This window comes from Achromobacter sp. DMS1 (assembly GCF_001270295.1).
This window is the reverse complement of the sequence record NZ_LHSJ01000048.1, coordinates 1-18,988: the sequence shown is the minus strand read 5'-3', so window position 1 is coordinate 18,988 and position 18,988 is coordinate 1. Positions and strand designations below refer to the sequence as shown.

15 protein-coding genes and 2 pseudogenes are annotated in these 18,988 nt (G+C 67.8%); 4 read left to right on the top strand and 13 right to left on the bottom strand.

Annotated features, from left to right (window positions below):
- From AD428_RS07935 to AD428_RS07875, 13 genes are all read right to left on the bottom strand, one after another.
- Positions 1 to 1,147, bottom strand: a 1,147-nt coding sequence (locus AD428_RS07935) for a WcaI family glycosyltransferase (RefSeq protein WP_235489441.1), incomplete at its 3' end; no start/stop codon positions are given.
- A complete protein-coding gene (locus AD428_RS07930; RefSeq protein WP_053244781.1) occupies positions 1,144 to 1,707 on the bottom strand; it encodes a putative colanic acid biosynthesis acetyltransferase in 564 nt (187 codons plus the stop codon). The genes AD428_RS07935 and AD428_RS07930, both read right to left, overlap by 4 nt.
- Positions 1,704 to 2,591, bottom strand: coding sequence for a glycosyltransferase family 2 protein (locus tag AD428_RS07925; RefSeq protein ID WP_053244783.1), 888 nt, complete (start codon positions 2,589 to 2,591; stop codon positions 1,704 to 1,706). The genes AD428_RS07930 and AD428_RS07925 overlap by 4 nt, the downstream gene beginning before the upstream one ends.
- Positions 2,592 to 2,604: 13 nt before the next feature.
- Entirely contained in the window at positions 2,605 to 3,738 is a 1,134-nt protein-coding gene (locus AD428_RS07920) for a glycosyltransferase (RefSeq protein WP_053244780.1), read from the bottom strand.
- A complete protein-coding gene (locus AD428_RS07915) occupies positions 3,731 to 5,023 on the bottom strand; it encodes an O-antigen ligase family protein (protein WP_053244779.1) in 1,293 nt (430 codons plus the stop codon). Before AD428_RS07915 ends, AD428_RS07920 begins: the two co-directional genes overlap by 8 nt.
- 26 nt (positions 5,024 to 5,049) lie before the next feature.
- Positions 5,050 to 5,952, bottom strand: coding sequence for a glycosyltransferase family 2 protein (locus tag AD428_RS07910; protein WP_053244778.1), 903 nt, complete (start codon positions 5,950 to 5,952; stop codon positions 5,050 to 5,052).
- A 20-nt stretch (positions 5,953 to 5,972) separates the two neighbouring features.
- Positions 5,973 to 7,289, bottom strand: coding sequence for a lipopolysaccharide biosynthesis protein (locus AD428_RS07905; RefSeq protein ID WP_053244777.1), 1,317 nt, complete (start codon positions 7,287 to 7,289; stop codon positions 5,973 to 5,975).
- 30 nt (positions 7,290 to 7,319) lie between these two features.
- Positions 7,320 to 8,273 (bottom strand): GDP-L-fucose synthase family protein, encoded by a 954-nt coding sequence (locus AD428_RS07900; RefSeq protein WP_053244776.1) that lies wholly within the window; start codon positions 8,271 to 8,273, stop codon positions 7,320 to 7,322.
- A 6-nt stretch (positions 8,274 to 8,279) separates the two neighbouring features.
- Entirely contained in the window at positions 8,280 to 9,389 is a 1,110-nt protein-coding gene (gmd, locus tag AD428_RS07895; protein WP_053244775.1) for a GDP-mannose 4,6-dehydratase, read from the bottom strand.
- 10 nt (positions 9,390 to 9,399) lie between these two features.
- Positions 9,400 to 9,813, bottom strand: coding sequence for a VanZ family protein (locus tag AD428_RS07890; protein WP_200908012.1), 414 nt, complete (start codon positions 9,811 to 9,813; stop codon positions 9,400 to 9,402).
- Positions 9,800 to 11,230 (bottom strand): mannose-1-phosphate guanylyltransferase/mannose-6-phosphate isomerase, encoded by a 1,431-nt coding sequence (locus AD428_RS07885; protein ID WP_053244774.1) that lies wholly within the window; start codon positions 11,228 to 11,230, stop codon positions 9,800 to 9,802. Before AD428_RS07885 ends, AD428_RS07890 begins: the two co-directional genes overlap by 14 nt.
- Before the next feature lie 5 nt (positions 11,231 to 11,235).
- Positions 11,236 to 11,745: a GDP-mannose mannosyl hydrolase gene (locus AD428_RS07880; protein ID WP_082308314.1), complete on the bottom strand. Its 510-nt coding sequence runs from the start codon at positions 11,743 to 11,745 to the stop codon at positions 11,236 to 11,238.
- Positions 11,735 to 13,144, bottom strand: a complete 1,410-nt coding sequence (locus AD428_RS07875) for an undecaprenyl-phosphate glucose phosphotransferase (protein ID WP_053244772.1) — start codon at positions 13,142 to 13,144, stop codon at positions 11,735 to 11,737. The genes AD428_RS07880 and AD428_RS07875 overlap by 11 nt, the downstream gene beginning before the upstream one ends.
- A 244-nt stretch (positions 13,145 to 13,388) precedes the next feature.
- Between AD428_RS07875 and AD428_RS07870 the strand changes: the two genes are divergently transcribed.
- The 4 genes and pseudogenes from AD428_RS07870 to AD428_RS07855 all read left to right on the top strand — a co-directional run.
- The gene (locus AD428_RS07870; protein ID WP_053244771.1) at positions 13,389 to 14,528 is read left to right on the top strand and encodes a polysaccharide biosynthesis/export family protein; all 1,140 of its coding nucleotides are present in this window, start codon (positions 13,389 to 13,391) and stop codon (positions 14,526 to 14,528) included.
- Positions 14,529 to 14,589: 61 nt separating this feature from the next.
- Positions 14,590 to 16,851 carry a GNVR domain-containing protein gene (locus tag AD428_RS07865; protein ID WP_053244770.1) on the top strand — a complete coding sequence of 754 codons (2,262 nt, stop codon included), beginning with the start codon at positions 14,590 to 14,592 and terminating at the stop codon, positions 16,849 to 16,851.
- 30 nt (positions 16,852 to 16,881) lie between these two features.
- A pseudogene (locus tag AD428_RS07860) lies at positions 16,882 to 18,283 on the top strand (phosphomannomutase/phosphoglucomutase).
- Between the two features lie 13 nt (positions 18,284 to 18,296).
- Positions 18,297 to 18,988, top strand: a pseudogene (locus AD428_RS07855) (glucose-6-phosphate isomerase); the annotation flags it as partial.

Genomic DNA, 18,988 nt, shown 5'->3' with positions numbered 1-18,988 from the left:
CCTGCGCATACTGCCGCGCGGCCTCGCCGAGCGCATGGCGGCGGGCGGAACGTCGGCCAGGGCGCGGACGGCCCCGGCCAAGGCGCCGCCGTCTTCGGGGGCCACCAGCAGGCCGCAGTGGCGCACCACGCCGGCCAGCTCGGTGCCTTCGGCGCGCCGCACACCACGGGCCGGCCGCTGGCCAGCATGCCCGTGAGCTTGGACGGCATGACCAGGTCGGCCGCGCCGGCGCGCTGGGGCAGCAGGTGGATGTCTCCTGCGCAGCAGCGCGCCCAGCCGCTCGGCGGGCTGCAGGTCGGAACACCACGCGCCGCAGGCCCGCGCAGGCGTCCTGCAGCGGCGCGCGCTCGGGGCCCTGGCCGCAGAACACGAACCAGATTCCTTCGTGCGCGCTCAGCCGGCGGGCGGCGTCGGCCAGCGTCAGCAGGCCCTGCTTGCCGCCCATGTTGCCCGAATAGAGCGCCACCATGGCCTGGGGCGGAATGCCCAGCTCGGCGCGCAGGTCGCCGCCCTCGTCGGGCGAGATGCGGTCCACGTCGATCCAGTTGGGCAGCAGCAGCGCGCGCGCCGGATCCACGCCCTTGGCCAGCGCCCGTTCCAGCATGCGCCCCGATATCGTGGAGACGCGGTCGAAGCGGCGCATCAGCCACGTCTCGGCGCGGCGCACCAGGCCGCGCAGCCCGGCGCCCTTGAGCAGCCCCAGCTCGAACGCCGCGTCCACTTCGTAGTCCTGGATGTGCAGCCATGCGCGCGCGCCGCAAAGCCGCGCGGCCAGCCACGCGGCCGGCGCGCAGAACAGGGCGGGCTCGACCACGAACACCAGGTCGGGGCGGCTCACCGCGGCGCGCAGCAGCGAGGGCAGGCTGGACAGCGCGAAGCTGGCCAGGTGCGCCAGGCGCTTGGCGCCGCCGGGCCGCGCGGGCACCCACAGCGGCGCGCGGCGCACGTCCACGCCGCGCAGCGTCTCGCGCTGGTAGCGTCCGGCGCGGTAGCCCGGCTGCACCCGCCATTGCGGGTAGTAGGGCGGCGCCGTGACCACGCTGACCTGGTGCCCGCGCGCCGCCAGCCATTCGGCCATCTCGGCGGTGTACTTGCCGGTGCCGGTCAGCTCGGGCGCGTAATTGATGCCGTAGACGAGGATTTTCATGAGGCGTCCCGCGCCGCGCGGGGCCGCACGGGGCGGCAGGGGCTGCCGTGGCAAATCATGCCGGGCGGCAGGCTGCGGAACACCGAGCTGCGCGCGCCGACGACGGTTTCGCGGCCCACCGTGACGTCGGGGGCGATGAACACGTCGGTGGCCACCCAGGCGCCGTCCTCGATGCGCACCATGCGTTCGCGCAGCGGGAAGTCGGGCCGCGCCGGATCGTGGTCGGCCGCGCAGAGATAGCTGCGCTGCGAGATCACGGCGTGCGCCCCGATGTGGATCGGCCCCAGGCTGTAGATCACCGCGTCGTCGCCGATCCAGGCATAGTCGCCGATCTCCACTTTCCAGGGATAGGTGATGGTGGCGCTGGGGCGCACCAGCACTTTGCGGCCCACGCGCGCGCCGAAGCAGCGCAGCAGCCAGCGGCGAAAACCGTAGGCCACCTGCGGCGACCAGCGGAACAGCGTGCCCTGGACGATCCACCAGAGCTGCACCGTCAGGGCCGAGCGGCCGCGCTGTCCCGGAGCCAGCGTGAACTGGTCCAGCCGCTGCAGCGCGCTCATTTCGCGGCTCCCGCTACGGTTTCCCCCTTGGCCCGGCCGAGGGCGGCCTGCCGCTCCTTGCGGATTTCCTCCGTTTTGATGCGGATCTGCCAGTAGTACAGGGCGCGCGCGATCGCGTAGTCGAAGCCGGCCTTGCCGTCGAGAAAGCCGAGGCGGAACACATAGGAATGCAGGAACGACACCGGCCCCTTGAATGGCATGGCCTGGAAGATGCGCTTGAGCAGGGCGCGCGCGCCCACGTTGGCTTCGCGCGGGTCGTTCATCAGTCCCTTGGTGCGCAGGTTGGCTTCCCAATCCGAATAGCGGTTGTGTTTGTCGAAGTAATGGAAGAGCGTATCGTGGTCGTTGTGGACCATGCGGTTGCGCAGCGCGAAGGTTTCGCCCTGCACCTGCGGCTGGTAGTGGCCTTCCACCTCCCACATGTTGGCCACGTCCAGGTCGTCGTAGTCCAGAAAGCGCGAGCGCTCGCGCGCCAGCAGCGCCAGCTTGTAGACGCGGTGCCCGTGCTCGAGCTTACGGCCGCAGAACACGTAGTCGAACGGCACGAAGGCGCCGCCCGCGCCGGCCGCGAAGCGGGGCAGGCAATCGCGTATTTCGCGGGCCAGCGCCGGCGTCATTTCCTCGTCGGCGTCGACGTACAGGACCACAGGATGGGAGAAGGGCAGCGACTCCAGGCACCATTGCTTCTTCTTCGGGTATTTGCCGTTCCACTGGAAGTTGCACACTTTCGCGCCCAGCGATTCAGCCAGCACGCAGGTGGCGTCGGTGCTGTTGGAGTCCACCACGAACACTTCATCGAAGTCGGCGAGCGCCTTCAGGCACTTGACGATGTTTCGCTCCTCGTTCTTGGTCATGACCACGACGGAAATCGGTATCTTCTGCATGATGCTGTCCTGTTCAGGGCGTGCCGCGCCGCAGCAGCGGCTCGAAAAGCGCGATGACATTGAGGCAATGCCGCTCGAGAGAGAAGAAGTCCGCGCGCGCCGGACCCTGTTCGGCCAGCCGCTGGCGCATCTCGGCGTCGTCGGCCAGGCGACGCACGGCGTCGGCCAGCGCCGCGGCGTCGCCTACCGGCACCAGCAGGCCGTAGCGTCCCGCGTCGAGGATTTCGGCGGGGCCGTGCGGGCAGTCGGTGGAAATGACCGGCACGCCCAGGCAGAGCGCCTCGACCAGCACGTTGCCGAAGCTTTCGCGCAGCGACGTGGAAGCGAAGGCGCCTGCTCCCGCCAGCATGGGAAAAGGGTTGTCGATGTGGCCGGCCAGCGTTACGCGGGTGCGCGACGGCCGCTGTTCGATGCGCCGCTGCAGCGCCGCGTGCTCGGAGCCCTCGCCCAGGATGGTGATGGAAATGCGGGGATCGTCCAGCAGGGCCGCGGCGTCCACCAGCGTGGCGTAGTCCTTGACGGCTTCCAGCCGTCCCACCGCCACCACGTGCAGCTCCCGCGACGCGGCCGCGCCCGGGACGGACGCCTGCCCGCTCTGGGCCCGCACGTTGTCCAGCGGCACGCCGTTGTAGATGTACCGGACCTTGCCGCGCAGCGGCGGAAACATGCTGACCAGGTCTTCCTTCACGCCGCGCGAGACGCCGACCACGGCATCGTGGCGCCGGTAGGTCTGGCTCACGACCCAGCACTTGAGCCGGCTCAGCCTGGAGGCGCCGTAGTGGATGGCCGGGCTGCTGTGCTCGAACGCCACCGTGCGGACCTTGCCGCGCAGCAGCGCCCGCGCGATGACGACCAGCAGGTTGCACAGCAGCCCGTGCGAACACACGATGGCGGGCCGCTCGCGGCGGATCTGGCGCAGCAGCTTGAAGAACGCCAGCGGCAGCATGAGCCGGAAGCGTTGCGGAGACTCGATGATGGGCAGGGCGCGGGTCACCTTGGGGTTGGACACGGGGTATTCGCGGTTGCGCGAACGCAGCAGGAACAGCGACGAGTCGATGCCGCGTTCCGGCAGCGCGTCCGCGATGAAGGCGACGCACCTTCCGACGCCGCCGTGCAGGTCCGGCGAGACAAACATGACATCAGACATGAGGCAGAACTCGCGGTAGCGCCCGGCGCGACGCGTCCGGACGGGGGCTGGGGGAAGCGGCGGCCTGCGTCGGCACGGGCATGGCGCGGGCATTGCGCAGCAGCGACAGGCAATAGCAGAGCAGGAAGCCGGTGAAGGCGGTCTTGGGGGCATAGGCCAGGCCGCCCGACAGCGAATCCACGAAGATGTAGATCGGGACGGTGGCGAGCAGGTATCGCCGATGCAGCTCCAGGCCGGGATTCCGGTATCGTCTCAGCAGGGTGAGCAGCAGGATGAGCAGCGGCGGCAGCATGATCATGATGGTGCCGACGATGCCGAACTTCATCAGGTAGAAGGCCCAGGAGTTGTGCGCGAAAGTGCTCAGCTCGAAGCCGTTCTCGCCCATGACCCAACTGCGAAAGCCCGCGCCCTTGCCGAACACGGGGCTTTCGGCGAAGAAGTCCATCTGCCCCTGCATCTCCTGGATGCGCGCGCCGTAGCTCGAATCCTCGTCCAGGCGCTCCACGCTGAAGATGCGGTTGGCGAGCACGTCCAGGTAGCCGATGCTGGCGAAAACCAGCACGCCGGCCACCGTGGCGGGCGCGAAGATCAGGAACACGCGGCGCCGCACCTCGGGGTTGCCCGCCAGCATCATCGCCAGGAAAACGGCCACCGCCAGCTGCAGGTACTGGCTGCGGTTGAGCGAGAACACCAGCGCCATCAGCATGTACACGGTGAGCGCGTAGGCCTTGGGGCCCGACACGTTCAGGGTGCGGCGGAAGTACAGCAGCGACACCACGCCGGACGGAATCGCCCAGATGCCCAGCTGCACGTTGCGCACGGGATTCGAGATGGAGAAACCCTGGGCTTGTTCCAGCAGCATGAAGGTGGACACGGCCAGGCAGGCCGCCACGATGTACTTCTGCAGGATGGCGTAGGCGTGCGGACTGTCGATGTCCTTGTAGCAGAGAAAGGGCGTGCACAGGAAATAGAACACGATGCGCAGGTCGCGCGCCACGTCGCCCGTCTCGATGCCCGGATGGTGCGCCGACACCAGCAGCAGGTAGATCACCGACAGGCACTGCATGCCCAGCAGCATGCCCAGCGCCCCGCGCGGCAGCGCGTAGGCGCCGGGCTCGGCCAGCCTGAGCGCCTTGACGCCCAGCATGGCGACGAAGAGCAGGTCGAAGGGCGAAAGCTTGAAGCCGCCCACGCCCAGCACGAAATGGTCGTTGTTCAGCGCCAGCGCGGTGAACGCGAACAGTCCCAGCAGGTGCAGGGTCGAGAGTTTGCGGATGTTGGCCATGGGAGAGGCTCCTGGGGCGGGCGGCGCTAGCGCACCGCCCAGTCGTCGCGCCGGAAGAGCTTGGTGGCGAGCTTTTCGATCAGGTAGGAAAGGTCGCCCTGGCGCGCGTGCGCGGCCACCTTGGACGCGCGGCACGACAGTTCGAAGAGCTTGCCCAGCCCCGGCTCGGTGCGGCGGATGCGGTCCACGATCTGCTCGCGCTCTTCCTGCAGCACGTCCTGCATGAGCGCGGTCTTGGTTTCGTCGTGGGCAGTGTAGACCCCCATGGCGTCGGGCACGATCACGTTCTTGCCCTCGCGCAGCAGCCGGCTCCAGAGTTCCAGGTCCATGCAGTAGCGCATGCTCTCCTGCAGCAGCCCGTGCTTGCGCAGCAGGTCGCGGCGGAAGATGGCGGACTGGTTCGGAATGGACGCCTTCACCACCGTCAGCGTGCCACGGTTGACCGGCGTGTAGTGGATCTTGCGGAAGATGCGGTTTTCGGCGTCGGCCACGAACAGGTTGCCGCTGATGATGGGCGCGCGCACGCGCGAGGCGGCGGCGCCGAGCTTGCGCAGCGCGCCCGGGAAATACAGATCGTCGGAGTTCTGCCAGCCCACGTATTCGCCCGTGGCGCGCTCGAACCCCTTGTTGATGGCGTGCGACTGCCCGCGGTCGGGCGTGCTTTCCCAGTAGCTCAGGTAGCGCTCGTACTTGCGGATGATGTCCACGCTGCCGTCGGTGGAGCCGCCGTCGATGATGATGTATTCCAGCCTGGGGTAGCCCTGGTTCAGCACCGAAAGAATGGTGCGCTCCAGGAAGCGCGCCTGGTTGTAGGAGGGCGTCACGATGGTCAGCTTGGGCAGCAGGTTGCCCGCGATGGGGGCCGGCGGACGCAGTTCGCTGACGAATTCGACGAGCTGGCGCGTATGGGCGATGTGACGATTGCGCATGGGAAACCTCAGCATAGGATTTACCGGGTGGCGGCCGGTATGGCGCCCGCGATGTCCGGGCGGGATTGGCGGATGGCGAGGGCCACGCCGGCCAGCGTGATGAGCGCATAGGCCATGCGGCCCCAGGCGGCGGCGTGTTCGCCCGCCACGTGCACCAGCGCGGCCATGACGCACAGCATGGCCAGTCCTCCCAAGCCGTTCAGGATGGCGATGGCGCGCGAGTTGCCCAGGCCGAGCAGCGAGAAGTGCGCGGCCGCGTTGAGCGAGAGCATGCCGGAGGCCGCGATGAGCAGCCGGAACGTGCCCAGATGGCCTTCGGCCACGTTCGAGCCCAGCATCAGATCCAGCAGCGGCGAGCTCACCGCCAGCACCGCCAGGGTGGCCGTGACCGACAGCGCGAGATTGGCCAGCATCATGCGGCGCACTTCGCGCTCGGCCGCACCGGGGTAGGGCGGCGCCGCGGCCAGGCGGCTCACCCGCGGCATCGCCTTCTGGAAGATGGCCACCGAGGCGGTGTGAATCATCTGGCCGACCTGCACGCCCACCGTATAGATGGCAAGCGCGGCCGGCCCCATCAGGCTGCCCACCAGCACGCGGTCCACCGAGCCGAAGGCGAGTGCGCTCAGGCTGTTGAGCCACGACCAGCGCGAGAAGCGGAACGCCTCCATCATCGCGGAGCGGTCCCGCACCGGCCGGACCGCCGCGTGTCCATAGGCGCGGGAGAACACGCCCATCTTGGCGCTGCCGGCCAGCAGCAGGCCCAGCGCCTGGGCCAGGCCGGTCCAGGTCGGCGAGGCCGTCAAGGCCGCGGTGGCGCAGGCCAGCGCCAGGGTGCCGCTGCGGCTGAACACCTCGCACAGCGCGGTGGCGCGGAAGTCTTCGCGGCCTTTCAGGCAGCCGGAGAAAAGCTGGTCGTATTGCTGCGCCAGATAGATGGCCAGCGCCGGCATCGCGAGCAGGGTGACGGCCACGCCGCCGAACGTGGCGTGCGGCCAGAGCAGGCTCACCGCCAGCCACAGCGCCACCGCGATGACGCTCACCACGCCCAGCGCGCAGCCGATCAGCGCCATGCCCACGCCGGCCGCGCGGTAGGCTCCGCCCGGCTCGTGCATGCGCTCGGATACCAGCTTGGTGGCCGTCACCGCCGCGCCCAGGTTGGCGGCGTTGCCGAAGCCGGCCAGCGCGATGATCATCGAGTACTGGCCGAACCCCACCGTGCCCAACTGGCGGAACAGGATGGGCAGCGCCACCAGCGCCGCCATCGGGCCGACGCCGTACTCCACGAGTCCCCAGAACGAGGCATTGCCGGCGATGTATTTCCTCACGAATCCGAACATCGGTAAGCCTGTGGGTCGGAGGGCGTGGCCTCAGGCCACGGAAACGGCGCCCGGGGCGCGTTCGCGCAGGAAATGGCCGTAGGCCAGCTCGATGCCCCGGGCGAGCGGGGTGGCCGGGCGCCAGCCCAGCGCGCGCATGCGCGAGGAATCCATCAGCTTGCGCGGCGTGCCGTCGGGCTTGCCGGCGTCGTAGACGATGGCGCCCGTGTAGCCCACCACCCGCGCCACCAGCGCGGCAAGGTCGGCGATGGAGATGTCCCGCCCCGCGCCGATGTTGTAGATGCCTTCGGCCTGCGGATGCTCCATCAGCGTGACGCAGGCCTCGGCCAGGTCGTCCACGTACAGGAACTCGCGCAGCGGGGCGCCGGTGCCCCACAGGACGACGCTTTCCTGCCCGTTCTCGCGGCCCTCGTGGAACTTGCGGATCAGGGCGGGAAGCACGTGGCTGCTCTGCAGGTCGTAGTTGTCGTGCGGGCCGTACAGGTTGGTCGGCATCGCGCAAATGAAGCGCGCGCCGTATTCGCGCTGGTATGCCTCGCACAGCTTGAGCCCGGCGATCTTGGCGATGGCGTAGGGTTCGTTAGTGGCCTCCAGCGGCCCCGTCAGCAGGGCGTCCTCGCGTATGGGCTGCGGGGCCTCGCGCGGATAGATGCAGGACGAGCCCAGGAACAGCAGTTTGCGCACCCCCGCCTCGTAGGCGGCGTGGATGACGTTGCACTCGATCATCAGGTTGCGGTAAAGAAAATCCACCGGATGGGTGTGGTTGGCCAGGATGCCGCCCACCTTCGCGGCGGCCAGGTACACCACGTCCACCGGGGTGGACGCGAAGAACCGGCGCACCTGGTCCTGGTTTTCCAGGTCGAGCTCCGCGCGGCTGCGCGTGATAACGCCGCGATACCCGCGCCGCTGCAGCTCGCGGGCGATGGCCGCGCCCACCATGCCGCGATGGCCGGCCACGAACACGCGTTGGTCCAGGTCCGTCATGGCAGGCTACTCCTTGTAGGCGTAGATTTCATAGCCGTTCTGTTCGACCAGGGCGTCCCGACGCGCTTCCTTCAGATCGGCTTCCACCATTTCCTTGACCAACTGGGCGAACGTGGTGCGGGGCGACCAGCCCAGCTTCTCGCGGGCCTTGGTGGGATCGCCCAGCAGCGTCTCCACCTCGGTCGGCCGGAAGTAGCGGGGATCCACGCGCACGATGACCTGGCCCGCCTTGACGTCGTGCACCGGGCTGAACAGCACGGTGGCGGTTTCGTTCAGCCCTTCTCCCTCCCACGCCAGCAGGATGCCCAGCTCGCGCGCGGCCGTGTTGATGAACTCGCGCACGCTGTACTGCATGCCGGTGGCGATGACATAGTCTTCCGGCGTGTCCTGCTGAAGCATGAGCCACTGCATTTCCACATAGTCGCGCGCATGTCCCCAGTCGCGCAGCGCGGACAGGTTGCCCATATAGAGGCAGTCCTGCAGGCCCAGCACGATGCGGGCCAGCCCGCGCGTGATCTTGCGGGTGACGAAGGTTTCGCCGCGCTTGGGCGACTCGTGGTTGAAGAGGATGCCGTTGCAGGCGTACATGCCGTAGGCTTCGCGGTAGTTCACGCTGATCCAGTAGGCGTACAGCTTGGCCGCGGCATAGGGGCTGCGCGGGTAGAAGGGCGTGGTTTCGCGCTGCGGGATCTCCTGCACCAGGCCGTACAGTTCGGAGGTCGATGCCTGGTAGAAGCGGGTCTTGTTCTCCAGCTTCAGGATGCGGATCGCCTCCAGCAGGCGCAGCGTGCCCAGGCCGTCGGCGTTGGCGGTGTATTCGGGCTCCTCGAACGACACCCCCACATGGCTCTGCGCCGCGAGGTTGTAGATCTCGTCCGGCTGCACGGCCTGCACGATGCGGATCAGGCTGCAGGAATCGGTCATGTCGCCATGATGCAGCACGAAATGGCGTGGCTGGTCATGCGGATCCTGGTAAAGATGGTCGATGCGCGCGGTGTTGAAGAGCGAGGCCCGGCGCTTGATGCCGTGGACTTCGTAGCCCTTGGACAGCAGCAACTCCGCGAGATAGGCGCCGTCTTGACCAGTAACGCCGGTGATCAGTGCCCTTTTAGACATGGTTGTATCCTTAAGACTTAGAAACTGCACGAAAGGAGCCGAAGGCTGCGGAACCGATGTGTAGGCAGGTTACTGACACACCCGCCGCCAGGATATCGGCCAAAAGGTCTAATAACTCAGCCTGCCGGTAGGGAAAAAGGGATTGGATTCCTTCGTCCAGCGTCCCCAGCACGGCCACCGAAAAGAGGGCGGCAAGAATGGGGCGGCGGTTGACCGACAGGTAAATCAGCGCGGCCAGAAACCCATAGGCCGCCAGGTGCAGGCGCTTGTCGCCAAAGGCGTCCGACATGTCGGACGCGAGTCCGGGCAGGTTGCCCACCGACACCATCACCAGGAAGAAGAGCCCGGCGGTCGGCAGGCAAAGGCGGGCCAGGCCCGGACGCCAGAAGGGCGGCCGGGCGTTGCGCGGCTCAGACGCGCCCATACATGTCCTGGAAGCGGACGATGTCGTCCTCGCCCAGGTAGGCTCCGGATTGCACTTCGATGATCTCCAGCGGGATCTTTCCCGGGTTTTCCAGGCTATGGACTTCGCCGAGCGGGATGTAGGTCGACTGGTTCTCCGTCAGGAGGAACTGCTCGTCGCCCCGGTAGATGCGCGCCGTGCCGGTGACCACGATCCAGTGCTCCGCGCGGTGGTGGTGCATCTGCGAGGACAGCCGCGCGCCCGGCTTCACGGTGATGCGCTTGACCTGGTAGCGCGGTCCCTGGCCGACCGAGTCGTAGGAACCCCAGGGGCGCTGCACCTCCCGGTGGTGGTTGAGTTCCGCGCGCTGCTGCGTCTTGAACGCCTCCACCAGCCGCTTTACGTCCTGCGAGCGCGTCTTGTGCGCGACCAGCACGGCGTCGGCGGTTTCGATCACCACGATGTCGTCCAGGCCCACCGAGGCGACCAGGCGGCTGGTCGAATGGATGAGGCAGTTGCGCGAGTCCTCCACCATCACGTCGCCCGACATGGAATTGCCGTCGGCCGTCTTGCTGGCAATGCCCCATACCGCGTCCCAGGCGCCCACGTCGCTCCACGAGGCGGCCAGGGGAATGACCACCGCGCTGTCGGTGCGTTCCATGATGGCGTAGTCCATGGAATCGCTGGGGCAGGCCTCGAAGGCCGCGCCGTCCAGGTGGAAGAGGGCGGTTTCGCCGGTGCCGGCGTCCACCGCGGCCCGCACCTGCTCCAGGATCCGGGGCGCCAGCCGTTCCAGCTCGCCAATGAAGACGGACGCCTGGAAGGCGAACATGCCGCTGTTCCAGTAGTAGTTGCCTTCGTCGATGAAGCGCTGGGCCACTTCGGGCGAGGGCTTTTCCACGAAGCGCCTTACGCGGCGGGCGGGCGCCAGCTCGGGCGCTTCTTCGGCCTGGATGTAGCCGTAGCCGCTCAGCGGCGATGTGGGCCGGATGCCGAACGTCACCAGCGCGCCGTTGCGCGCGGCCTGGTAAGCCTGCGCGAACGCCTCGGCCAGCACCTCGCCGTCTTCCAGCACGTGGTCCGACGGCATGATGAGCATGACCGGATCTTCCCCGTCGCGCATGGCGCGCAGGGTGGCCGCCGCGATGGCCGGCGCGGTGTTGCGCGCGTGCGGCTCCAGGATGACCTCCACGTCCTTCATGCCCAGCTCCAGCGCCTGCTCGGCCGCGATGTAGCGGTGCGCCTCGTTGCACACCAGCATGGGCCGGGCCTGCGCGCCGGCCGAGCCCAGCCGCAGCAGGGTGTTCTGCAGCAGCGAGCGGTCGTTGGTCAGCCGGATGAACTGCTTGGGCAGCAGTTCGCGCGACAGCGGCCACAGGCGCGAGCCGGATCCGCCGCAAAGAATGACGGCCCGGTACGGGGGAAGGGGATTGGTCATGGCGCTCACTCCTTGAAGTAGGCCTGGGTGTAGGGGTGCACGCCGGGATCGGCGGCGATCGCCTCGGCGCTGGCCCAGCGGTAGCGCTGGTGCTGCGCTCGCGGCAGGTTGGCGATGTCCAGCGGAAAGTCGGCCTCATAGGCCAGCACGACGTAATGGGTGGAGCGTCCCGCCTCGCCCGCGAAATTGGTGCCGTAGAAGTGCTCGTACACGCCGCGCGGCCGCCACGATTCGGCCGGCACGGACAGGCCCAGCTCCTCCCGGGCGATGCGGCGCAGCGCCTGGCGCAGCGTCTCGTTCTTGCGGATGCGCCCGCCCGGCACGAACCACGCGCCCCGGGCCGGCGGGTTGGCGCGCAGCCCGGTCAGGTAGCGTCCCGCGCCGTCGCGCAGCAGCAGGTCGATGGACACCAGCGGCAGCATTTCCACGGCCCGGCGGAAGTCGGAGGCGGACAGCGCGCCCGCGGGCGGTTTCGCTTCGCGCATCGCGGGCCATCCCAGCGGTTCAGTAGACATTGCGGCCCGTCCAGCCCGACAGCGCGGTGCGGGCGATGATCTGCAGGTCCATGCGGAACGTCCAGTGCTGGATGTAATAGAGATCGTGCTCCACGCGGTCGCTCATCTTGCGCAGCGTGTCGGTCTGGCCGCGAAAGCCGTTGATCTGCGCCCAGCCGGTGATGCCGGGCTTGACGCGGTGGCGCATCATGTAGCGCTGCACCAGGTCCTTGTACATTTCGTTGTGCTCCAGCGCGTGCGGGCGCGGGCCCACTACCGACATCTCGCCCTTGAGCACGTTCAGGAACTGCGGCAGCTCGTCCAGGCTGGTGCGCCGCAGGAAGCCGCCGATGCGCGTGACGCGCGCGTCGTTGCGCGTGGCCTGGGTCACCACGCCGTGCTCCTGGTGCACGGTCATGGTGCGGAACTTGTAGACCTGGAACACTTTGCCGTCCACGCCCAGCCTGGGCTGCTTGAAGAACACCGGCCCCTTGGACGTGGCCTTCACCAGGCAGGCGATCGCCAGCATCAGCGGCGACAGGCCGAGCAGCGCGCACGCGGCAAAGCTGCGGTCGAACACCTCCTTGGCCATGCCGCGCACGCCGGCGGCCGGAAGGCTGTTGAGCTGGATGGCGGGCAGCCCCAGGAACTCGCCGATGCGGTGCCCCAGCAGTTGGATCGACATCACGTCCGGAATCCACCGGATGTCGACCAGGTCGTTGCGCAGGTGGTGCAGCACCTCGCGCAGCTCCTGGCCGGCCTCCATCGGCAGCACGATCCAGATCTCGCGCACGCCGTGCTGCTGCACGAACTCGTGCAGCGACTCCAGGCTGCCCACGCGCCGCACGCCCGGCGGCAGGATCTCGTGGTCTTCGGCATAGATGCCGGCGATTTCGTAGCCCGCGTCGCGGTAGCGTTCCACGCGGCGCCAGAGGTCGTGGCCCAGCGCGCCGAAGCCGACCAGCGCCACGCGCTTGCGGTCCAGCCCCCGGTCGCGCGCGGCGCCCAGCACGGCGTATACGCCGATGCGCAGCCCGGTCAGCACCAGCGCCGCCAGGCAGAACCACGTAGCCGCCCATACGCGCGATACCGCGCCGGCCTGATGCATGAGAAAACTGACGAAGATGCCCAGCGCGAACACGGTGGCCCAGGCCGCCAGCGCCCGCACCACCAGGTCGGTCAGCAGCCGACCGCGCCATGACACATAAAGACGGAACGCGGGAAAGATGGCGATCACGCCGAGTCCGCAGAGATAGATGAGGAACAGGTGGATCTGCGGCGGGTCGGCCACCGCTTCGTCGGAGAACTTCAGGCCCGTGGCGGTCAGGCCGCAGGCGATCACGATCGCGGCATCCAGGAGCCGGTACAGATAACCGGCTCCGCCGAATCTTGCCGACATGTCCGTTTGGGACGGGTCCATCGTGCACTCCTGTTTCTTGGGCAGACACTTCGCGGCGCGCGGAAAAAAAATGCGCCGCCGCAAACTTGCAGCTACCGGGGAAATCTTATTGAGTGCTCGCCGCGGTCGAAACCTCCAAACGGACTAGGAGAAGGCTTAGGGCATCCGTCGAATGTGCGGGGTACGGAAAAGAGAGTGGAATGTCGCAACCCGTTACGCATCGGGCTCCTTTCCAAGCAACGAAGTCATTCACAGTGGATTTGCCATGACGACACTATTCGGAACGTTGAGCCGGGCCATTGCGGCTATCGCGCTCGTGTCCTCGCTGGGCGCCTGCGCCCTTTCTCCCGGCATGACATTCAAGGCCGATCATCGGGTAGATCCGCTAGACCCGAATTCCGTGGCCGAGATCAAGGAGATCACGCCAACGCTGGTGCAGGACGAGCACCAGGCCCGGGAAGCCCTCATCGACAACAAGGGCGGCGTGGGCCACCTGCTCGGCAAGGGCGGGCCTTACGTCATCGGCCCGGGAGACATTCTCTCGATCGTCGTCTGGGACCACCCCGAGCTCGTGCTTCCGACGCAAACCTACGCCATCGGGACAGGGGCGACCGAACTAGCCATAGGAGACACCGCATCGGGCATTCCGGGATATACCGTTTCATCCACTGGATACATCCAATTTCCGTATGCGGGACTCCTCAAAGTGGCGGGGTTGACGGAACTCCAGGCGCGCAATCTCATAGTCAACAGTTCCAGCAAGTACATCCAGGACCCGCAGATCACGGTGCGCGTGCTGGGCTATCGCAGCAAACGCGTCTATGTGGACGGCGAGGTGAAGAATCCCGGAACCGTGGCAATCAACGACATACCCATGACCTTGCTCGAAGCGATCAACCGCGCGGGCGGAATCCTGCCCACCGGCGACCGCAGCAGCGTCTATGTCATACGCGAGGGCAAGAAGACGCGCGTGAACATTCCGGCGCTGATCGAGCGCGGGCAGGACCTGAACCAGGTCATGCTGCGGTCCGGGGACGTCGTGCGGGTAACCCCTCGCGAAGATAGCAAGGTGTACGTGATGGGCGAGGTGACCAACCCCATGGCCGCGGTCATGCGCGACGGCCGCATGTCGCTGACCGAGGCGCTGGGCGAAGCAGGAGGACCGAATCAGATGAGTGCCAACCCGTCAGAGATCTTCGTGGTGCGCGCCACCGACGAGGGCAAGCCGCTGGTCTATCACCTGGACAGCGGATCGCCGCAGGCCCTGGCGGTGGCGGAGAAGTTCGAGCTGCAGCCCAAGGACGTGGTGTTCGTCGATTCGGCCGCGATGGTGCGCTGGAACCGCTTCGTGAGCAATCTGTTCCCGAGCACGCAGACCGTACAGACCGTTCATTCCATCAAGTAGTACCGATCCTTCCCTTGCCTTTGGGGGCGCCGCGGCGCGGCGTCCCCTACTGGAGAGCTGCATGTCGTTGCCTATCGAATCCTTTGAGCCGCCCGTCCCGGCGCGCCAGCAGGAGACGCCGCTGACGTCGCACGTCGACGCGATCTTCACGAACCGCTGGCTGATCATTGCCTTCACCATGCTGGCCTTCCTGGGGGCGGCGATCTACATCATGGTGACGCCGCCCGTCTATTCGGCCGACATCATCGTGCAGGTGGAGGAAGAGCAGCCCAACGGCCAGGCGCGCAGCCTGCTCGGCGACGTCTCCGCCATATTCGACACCAAGGCGGAAACCTCGGGCGAGATGGAGGTGTTGCGCTCGCGCATGGTGGTCGGCCCCGCCGTGGACAAGTTCCTGCTGTACATCCACGCCAAGCCGCGGTATTTCCCCGTGGTGGGCGAATGGCTGGCGCGCCGCCACGAAAGCCTGCCCTTCCTGGCCAGCCTGCCGCATGGCGGCTATGCCTGGGGCGGCGAATCCATTTCCGTCTCGCAGCTCGACGTGCCCAACGAATGGCTGGGCAAGCCCTTTCGCATCACGACCCTGGGCGAGGGCCGCTACACGCTGAACGACAAGATCACCGGCGCCACCTTCAAGGGCACGGTAGGCAAGCCCGAGCATTTCCTGCTGCCGGGCGGCGGCGCGCTGGACGTGCACGTGGACGCCATCTCGGGCCGTCCGGGCACCGAATTCGTGGTGTCGCGCACCTCGCGCCTGGCCGCCATCGAGGACGTGCAGTCGCATCTGGGCATCTTCGAACGCGGCCGCGCCTCGGGCGTGATCGGCGTGACGCTGGAGGGCAACGACCCGGCGCTCACCACCGCCATCCTGAACGAGATCGGCCAGGAATACGTGCAGCAGAACGTCAACCGCAAGGCGGCGCAGGCCGAGAAGTCGCTCGGTTTCCTGGAGCAGCAGTTGCCCAAGCTCAAGAGCGAGCTGGACGCGGCCGAAACCAAGTACAACGCCCTGCGCAACAAGCGCGGCACCATCGATCTCAGCGAGGAAGCCAAGCTGATCCTGGCGCAGTCGGTGGACGCCCAGACCAAGGTCATGGAATTGCGCGCCAAGCGGCAGGAGCTCATCACCCGCTTCTCGCCCAGCCACCCGAGCATCGTGGCCATCGACCGCCAGATCGCCTCGCTGACGGGCGACGTGAATCGCATCGGCGGCAACATCAAGCAGCTGCCCGACCTGGAGCAGGATGTGGTGCGCCTGGTGCGCGACGTGCGCGTCAACACCGAGCTGTATACCGCGCTGCTCAACAACGCCCAGCAACTGCGTCTGATCCGCGCCGGCAAGATCGGCAACGTGCGCATCGTCGATGCGGCCGTCGAACCCGACAAGCCCGTGCGTCCCAAGGCCGCCATCATCATCGCCGTGGCCACGGCCATCGGCCTGATCTTCGGCGTGCTGTGCGCCTTCGTCCGCAACGCGCTGTTCGGCGGGCTGTCCGAACCCGAGGACGTGGAGCGCCATACCGGCCTGCCCGTGCTGGCCGCCATTCCCTACAGCGACGTGCAGGACAGGCTCTGGAAGCGCAGCCGCCGCAAGAACGCCTCGGTGCCCGCGCTGCTGGCGCAAAGCGAGGGCAGCTCGCCGCCCATCGAAAGCCTGCGATCTTTCCGCAACGTGCTGCAGGCGTCGCTGCGCCACTCGGCCAACAACATGGTCATGTTCACCGGGCCCGTGGCGGGAGTGGGCAAGTCGTTCCTGTCGGCCAACTTCGCCTTCATCCAGGGCGGCGTGGGCAAGCGCGTGCTGCTGATCGACGCTGATTTCCGCAAGGGCCAGCTCCACAAGTATTTCGGCGTGCCCAAGGAAGACGGCTTGTTCGAGGTGCTGACGGGCACCGTGCCGCTGGCGCAGGTGCGCCGCCACAGCGTGGCCGAGGGCGTGGACTTCATTTCCACCGGCGCGGTCACCTTCGATCCCTCGGAGCTGATGGCCTCGCCCGTGTTCGGCGAAACCCTGCGCGAGCTGTCCACCCAGTACGACATGGTCATCCTGGACACCGCGCCCGTGCTGTCCTCGCCCGATGCGGCCGTGGTCGGCACGCACGCGGCGGCCGTCATGGTGGTGGTGCGATCGGGCATGAACACGGTGGGCGAGATCCGCGAAACCGCCAAGCGGCTCATCCAGGCCGGCGCGCCGGTGGACGGCGTGCTGTTCAATGGGCTCAAGCTGCTGCCGGAGCGGTTCAACTTCCGGTCCAAGTACGGCGGCTACCGCTATTCCCGCGCGGCCTACTACGGAGATTTCAAGCAGACGGGTTCCAAATAACGACAACCACCGCCACCTGGAGAAGCTGGCATGCACGGGACGTTTGGCTGGGAGAACCCGCAAATTCGGGATACGGTATTCAAGGCATACGACATCAGGGGAACAGTACCGGACGAAATCGACGCGCGCTTCGCGCACGGCCTGGGCCTGGCGGCCGGTGCGCGGGCGCTGGAGCAGGGTGTGCGCGCCATCGTGGTGGGGCGCGACGGCAGGGCCAGCAGCGTGGAGCTTTCCGCCGCGCTGCAGGCCGGCCTGCGGGCCGCGGGCGTGCACGTGATCGACATCGGCATGTCCACCACGCCCATGATGTATTTCGCCACGTGGCTCATGGACACGGGCACGGGCATCGCCGTCACGGGCAGCCACAATTCGCCCGTCCACAACGGCTTCAAGATCGTGATGGAAGGCGCCGCGCTGTATGGCGAGGGCATCAAGGCGCTGCGCGACGCCATGCTGGCGCCGGCGGAGGCCGCCGCCGTGCCGGGCGGGCGCACGCAGATGCAGATCCAGCCCTGCTATGTGGCGCGCATCCTGGGCGACATCCGCCTGGCGCGTCCCATGAAGGTGGCCATCGACTGCGGCAGCGGCGTGGCGGGCGCGGTCGCCCCGGCGCTGTTCCGCGCGCTGGGCTGCGAAGTCACCGAACTGTTCTGCGAAGTGGACGGCGCGTTTCCGGGGCACGCCCCGGACCCCGCCGATCCCCACAACCTGCAGGATCTCATCTACTGCCTGCGCTATTCCGATTGCGAAGTCGGGCTGGCATTCGACGGCGACGGCGACCGCCTGGGCGTGGTCACCAAGTCGGGCCAGATCATCTGGCGACCGCCAGCTCATCCTCTTCGCCCGCGACGTGCTCGCGCGCAATCCGGGCGCCGAGATCCTGTACGACGTGAAGTGCAGCCGGCACGTGGCGCGCGCGGTGGAAGAGGCGGGCGGGCGCGCCACCATGTGCCGCACGGGCCATTCGCTGGTCAAGGCGCGCATGCGCGAAACCGGCGCGCTGCTGGCCGGCGAGATGAGCGGGCACATGTTCTTCAAGGAGCGCTGGTACGGCTTCGACGACGGCCTGTACGCGGCCGCGCGCCTGCTGGAGATCGTCTCGGCCGCGCCGCACCCCTCCACGCTGCTGGAGCAGCTGCCGCAATCCTGCGCCACGCCGGAGATCAAGCTGGAAACCGCCGAGGGCGAGCAGTTCGCCCTGGTCGACGCCTTGCGCGCGCAGGGGGAGTTCCCCGGCGCTGTGTCGATCAACGACCTGGACGGGGTGAGGGTGGACTATGCCGACGGCTTCGGGCTGGCCCGGCCGTCCAACACCACTTCTTCGGTGGTGCTGCGTTTCGAAGGAGACACCGTGGCCGCGCTGGCCCGTATCGAAGAGGACTTCCGCAATGCGCTGCGCCGCGTTGCGCCTCATGTTCGTTTACCGTTTTAAGGAGCATCACGCGATGGGTAAGGCCAATAATGGGACAGCGGCGCCGGGAGCCGGCTCCAGCCTGGCGGACAGCCCGCAATGGCAGGCGTTCGCGCGGGCCGCGGACGCGGCCCGCCTGGACGCCGGCGCGCTGAAGACGATAGAGGCGGCGGGCCTGTGCGTGGACCTGACCATGCAATGGCAGTCGCCGGCGCTGGAGGAGGCCGGGCGGGCGCTGCTCGAGGCGCGCGGGCTGGCCGCGGCCCGCAATGCGCTGTTCGAGGGCGGGCCGGTCAACTGGACCGAGGGAAAGCCCGCCTGGCACACGGCGCTGCGCGCCGGCCGCACGCGCGAAGCGCCCGACGGCCAGGACTCGGAGTCCGTGCGCGAGTACGCCCGCATGCTCGACTATGTGCGGGCGCTGGACAAGGCGGGCGACTATTCCAGCGTGCTGCACATCGGCATCGGCGGCAGCGACTGGGGGCCCCGGCTCGCGGTGCAGGCTTTCGGCGGGCCGGCCCAGCGCCGGCAGATCCGCTTCGTGTCCAACATTGACGGCCATTCGCTGCACGACGCGGTGGCGGGGCTGGACGCGCGGCGCTGCCTGGTGGTGATTTCGTCCAAGTCCTTTACCACGGCGGAAACCCTGCACAACGCCCGCGCCGCCATCGCCTGGCTGCGCAACGGCGGCGTGAGGGACGCCAGCGCGCAGCTGGCCGCCGTCAC

Coding starts and splice junctions, on each gene's coding strand:
- AD428_RS07930 (WP_053244781.1), bottom strand. CDS start 1,707: ATGAGCGCGCTGCAGCGGCTGGACCAGTTCACGCTGGCTCCGGGACAG.
- AD428_RS07925 (WP_053244783.1), bottom strand. CDS start 2,591: ATGCAGAAGATACCGATTTCCGTCGTGGTCATGACCAAGAACGAGGAG.
- AD428_RS07920 (WP_053244780.1), bottom strand. CDS start 3,738: ATGTCTGATGTCATGTTTGTCTCGCCGGACCTGCACGGCGGCGTCGGA.
- AD428_RS07915 (WP_053244779.1), bottom strand. CDS start 5,023: ATGGCCAACATCCGCAAACTCTCGACCCTGCACCTGCTGGGACTGTTC.
- AD428_RS07910 (WP_053244778.1), bottom strand. CDS start 5,952: ATGCGCAATCGTCACATCGCCCATACGCGCCAGCTCGTCGAATTCGTC.
- AD428_RS07905 (WP_053244777.1), bottom strand. CDS start 7,289: ATGTTCGGATTCGTGAGGAAATACATCGCCGGCAATGCCTCGTTCTGG.
- AD428_RS07900 (WP_053244776.1), bottom strand. CDS start 8,273: ATGACGGACCTGGACCAACGCGTGTTCGTGGCCGGCCATCGCGGCATG.
- gmd (WP_053244775.1), bottom strand. CDS start 9,389: ATGTCTAAAAGGGCACTGATCACCGGCGTTACTGGTCAAGACGGCGCC.
- AD428_RS07890 (WP_200908012.1), bottom strand. CDS start 9,813: ATGGGCGCGTCTGAGCCGCGCAACGCCCGGCCGCCCTTCTGGCGTCCG.
- AD428_RS07885 (WP_053244774.1), bottom strand. CDS start 11,230: ATGACCAATCCCCTTCCCCCGTACCGGGCCGTCATTCTTTGCGGCGGA.
- AD428_RS07880 (WP_082308314.1), bottom strand. CDS start 11,745: ATGTCTACTGAACCGCTGGGATGGCCCGCGATGCGCGAAGCGAAACCG.
- AD428_RS07875 (WP_053244772.1), bottom strand. CDS start 13,144: ATGGACCCGTCCCAAACGGACATGTCGGCAAGATTCGGCGGAGCCGGT.
- AD428_RS07870 (WP_053244771.1), top strand. CDS start 13,389: ATGACGACACTATTCGGAACGTTGAGCCGGGCCATTGCGGCTATCGCG.
- AD428_RS07865 (WP_053244770.1), top strand. CDS start 14,590: ATGTCGTTGCCTATCGAATCCTTTGAGCCGCCCGTCCCGGCGCGCCAG.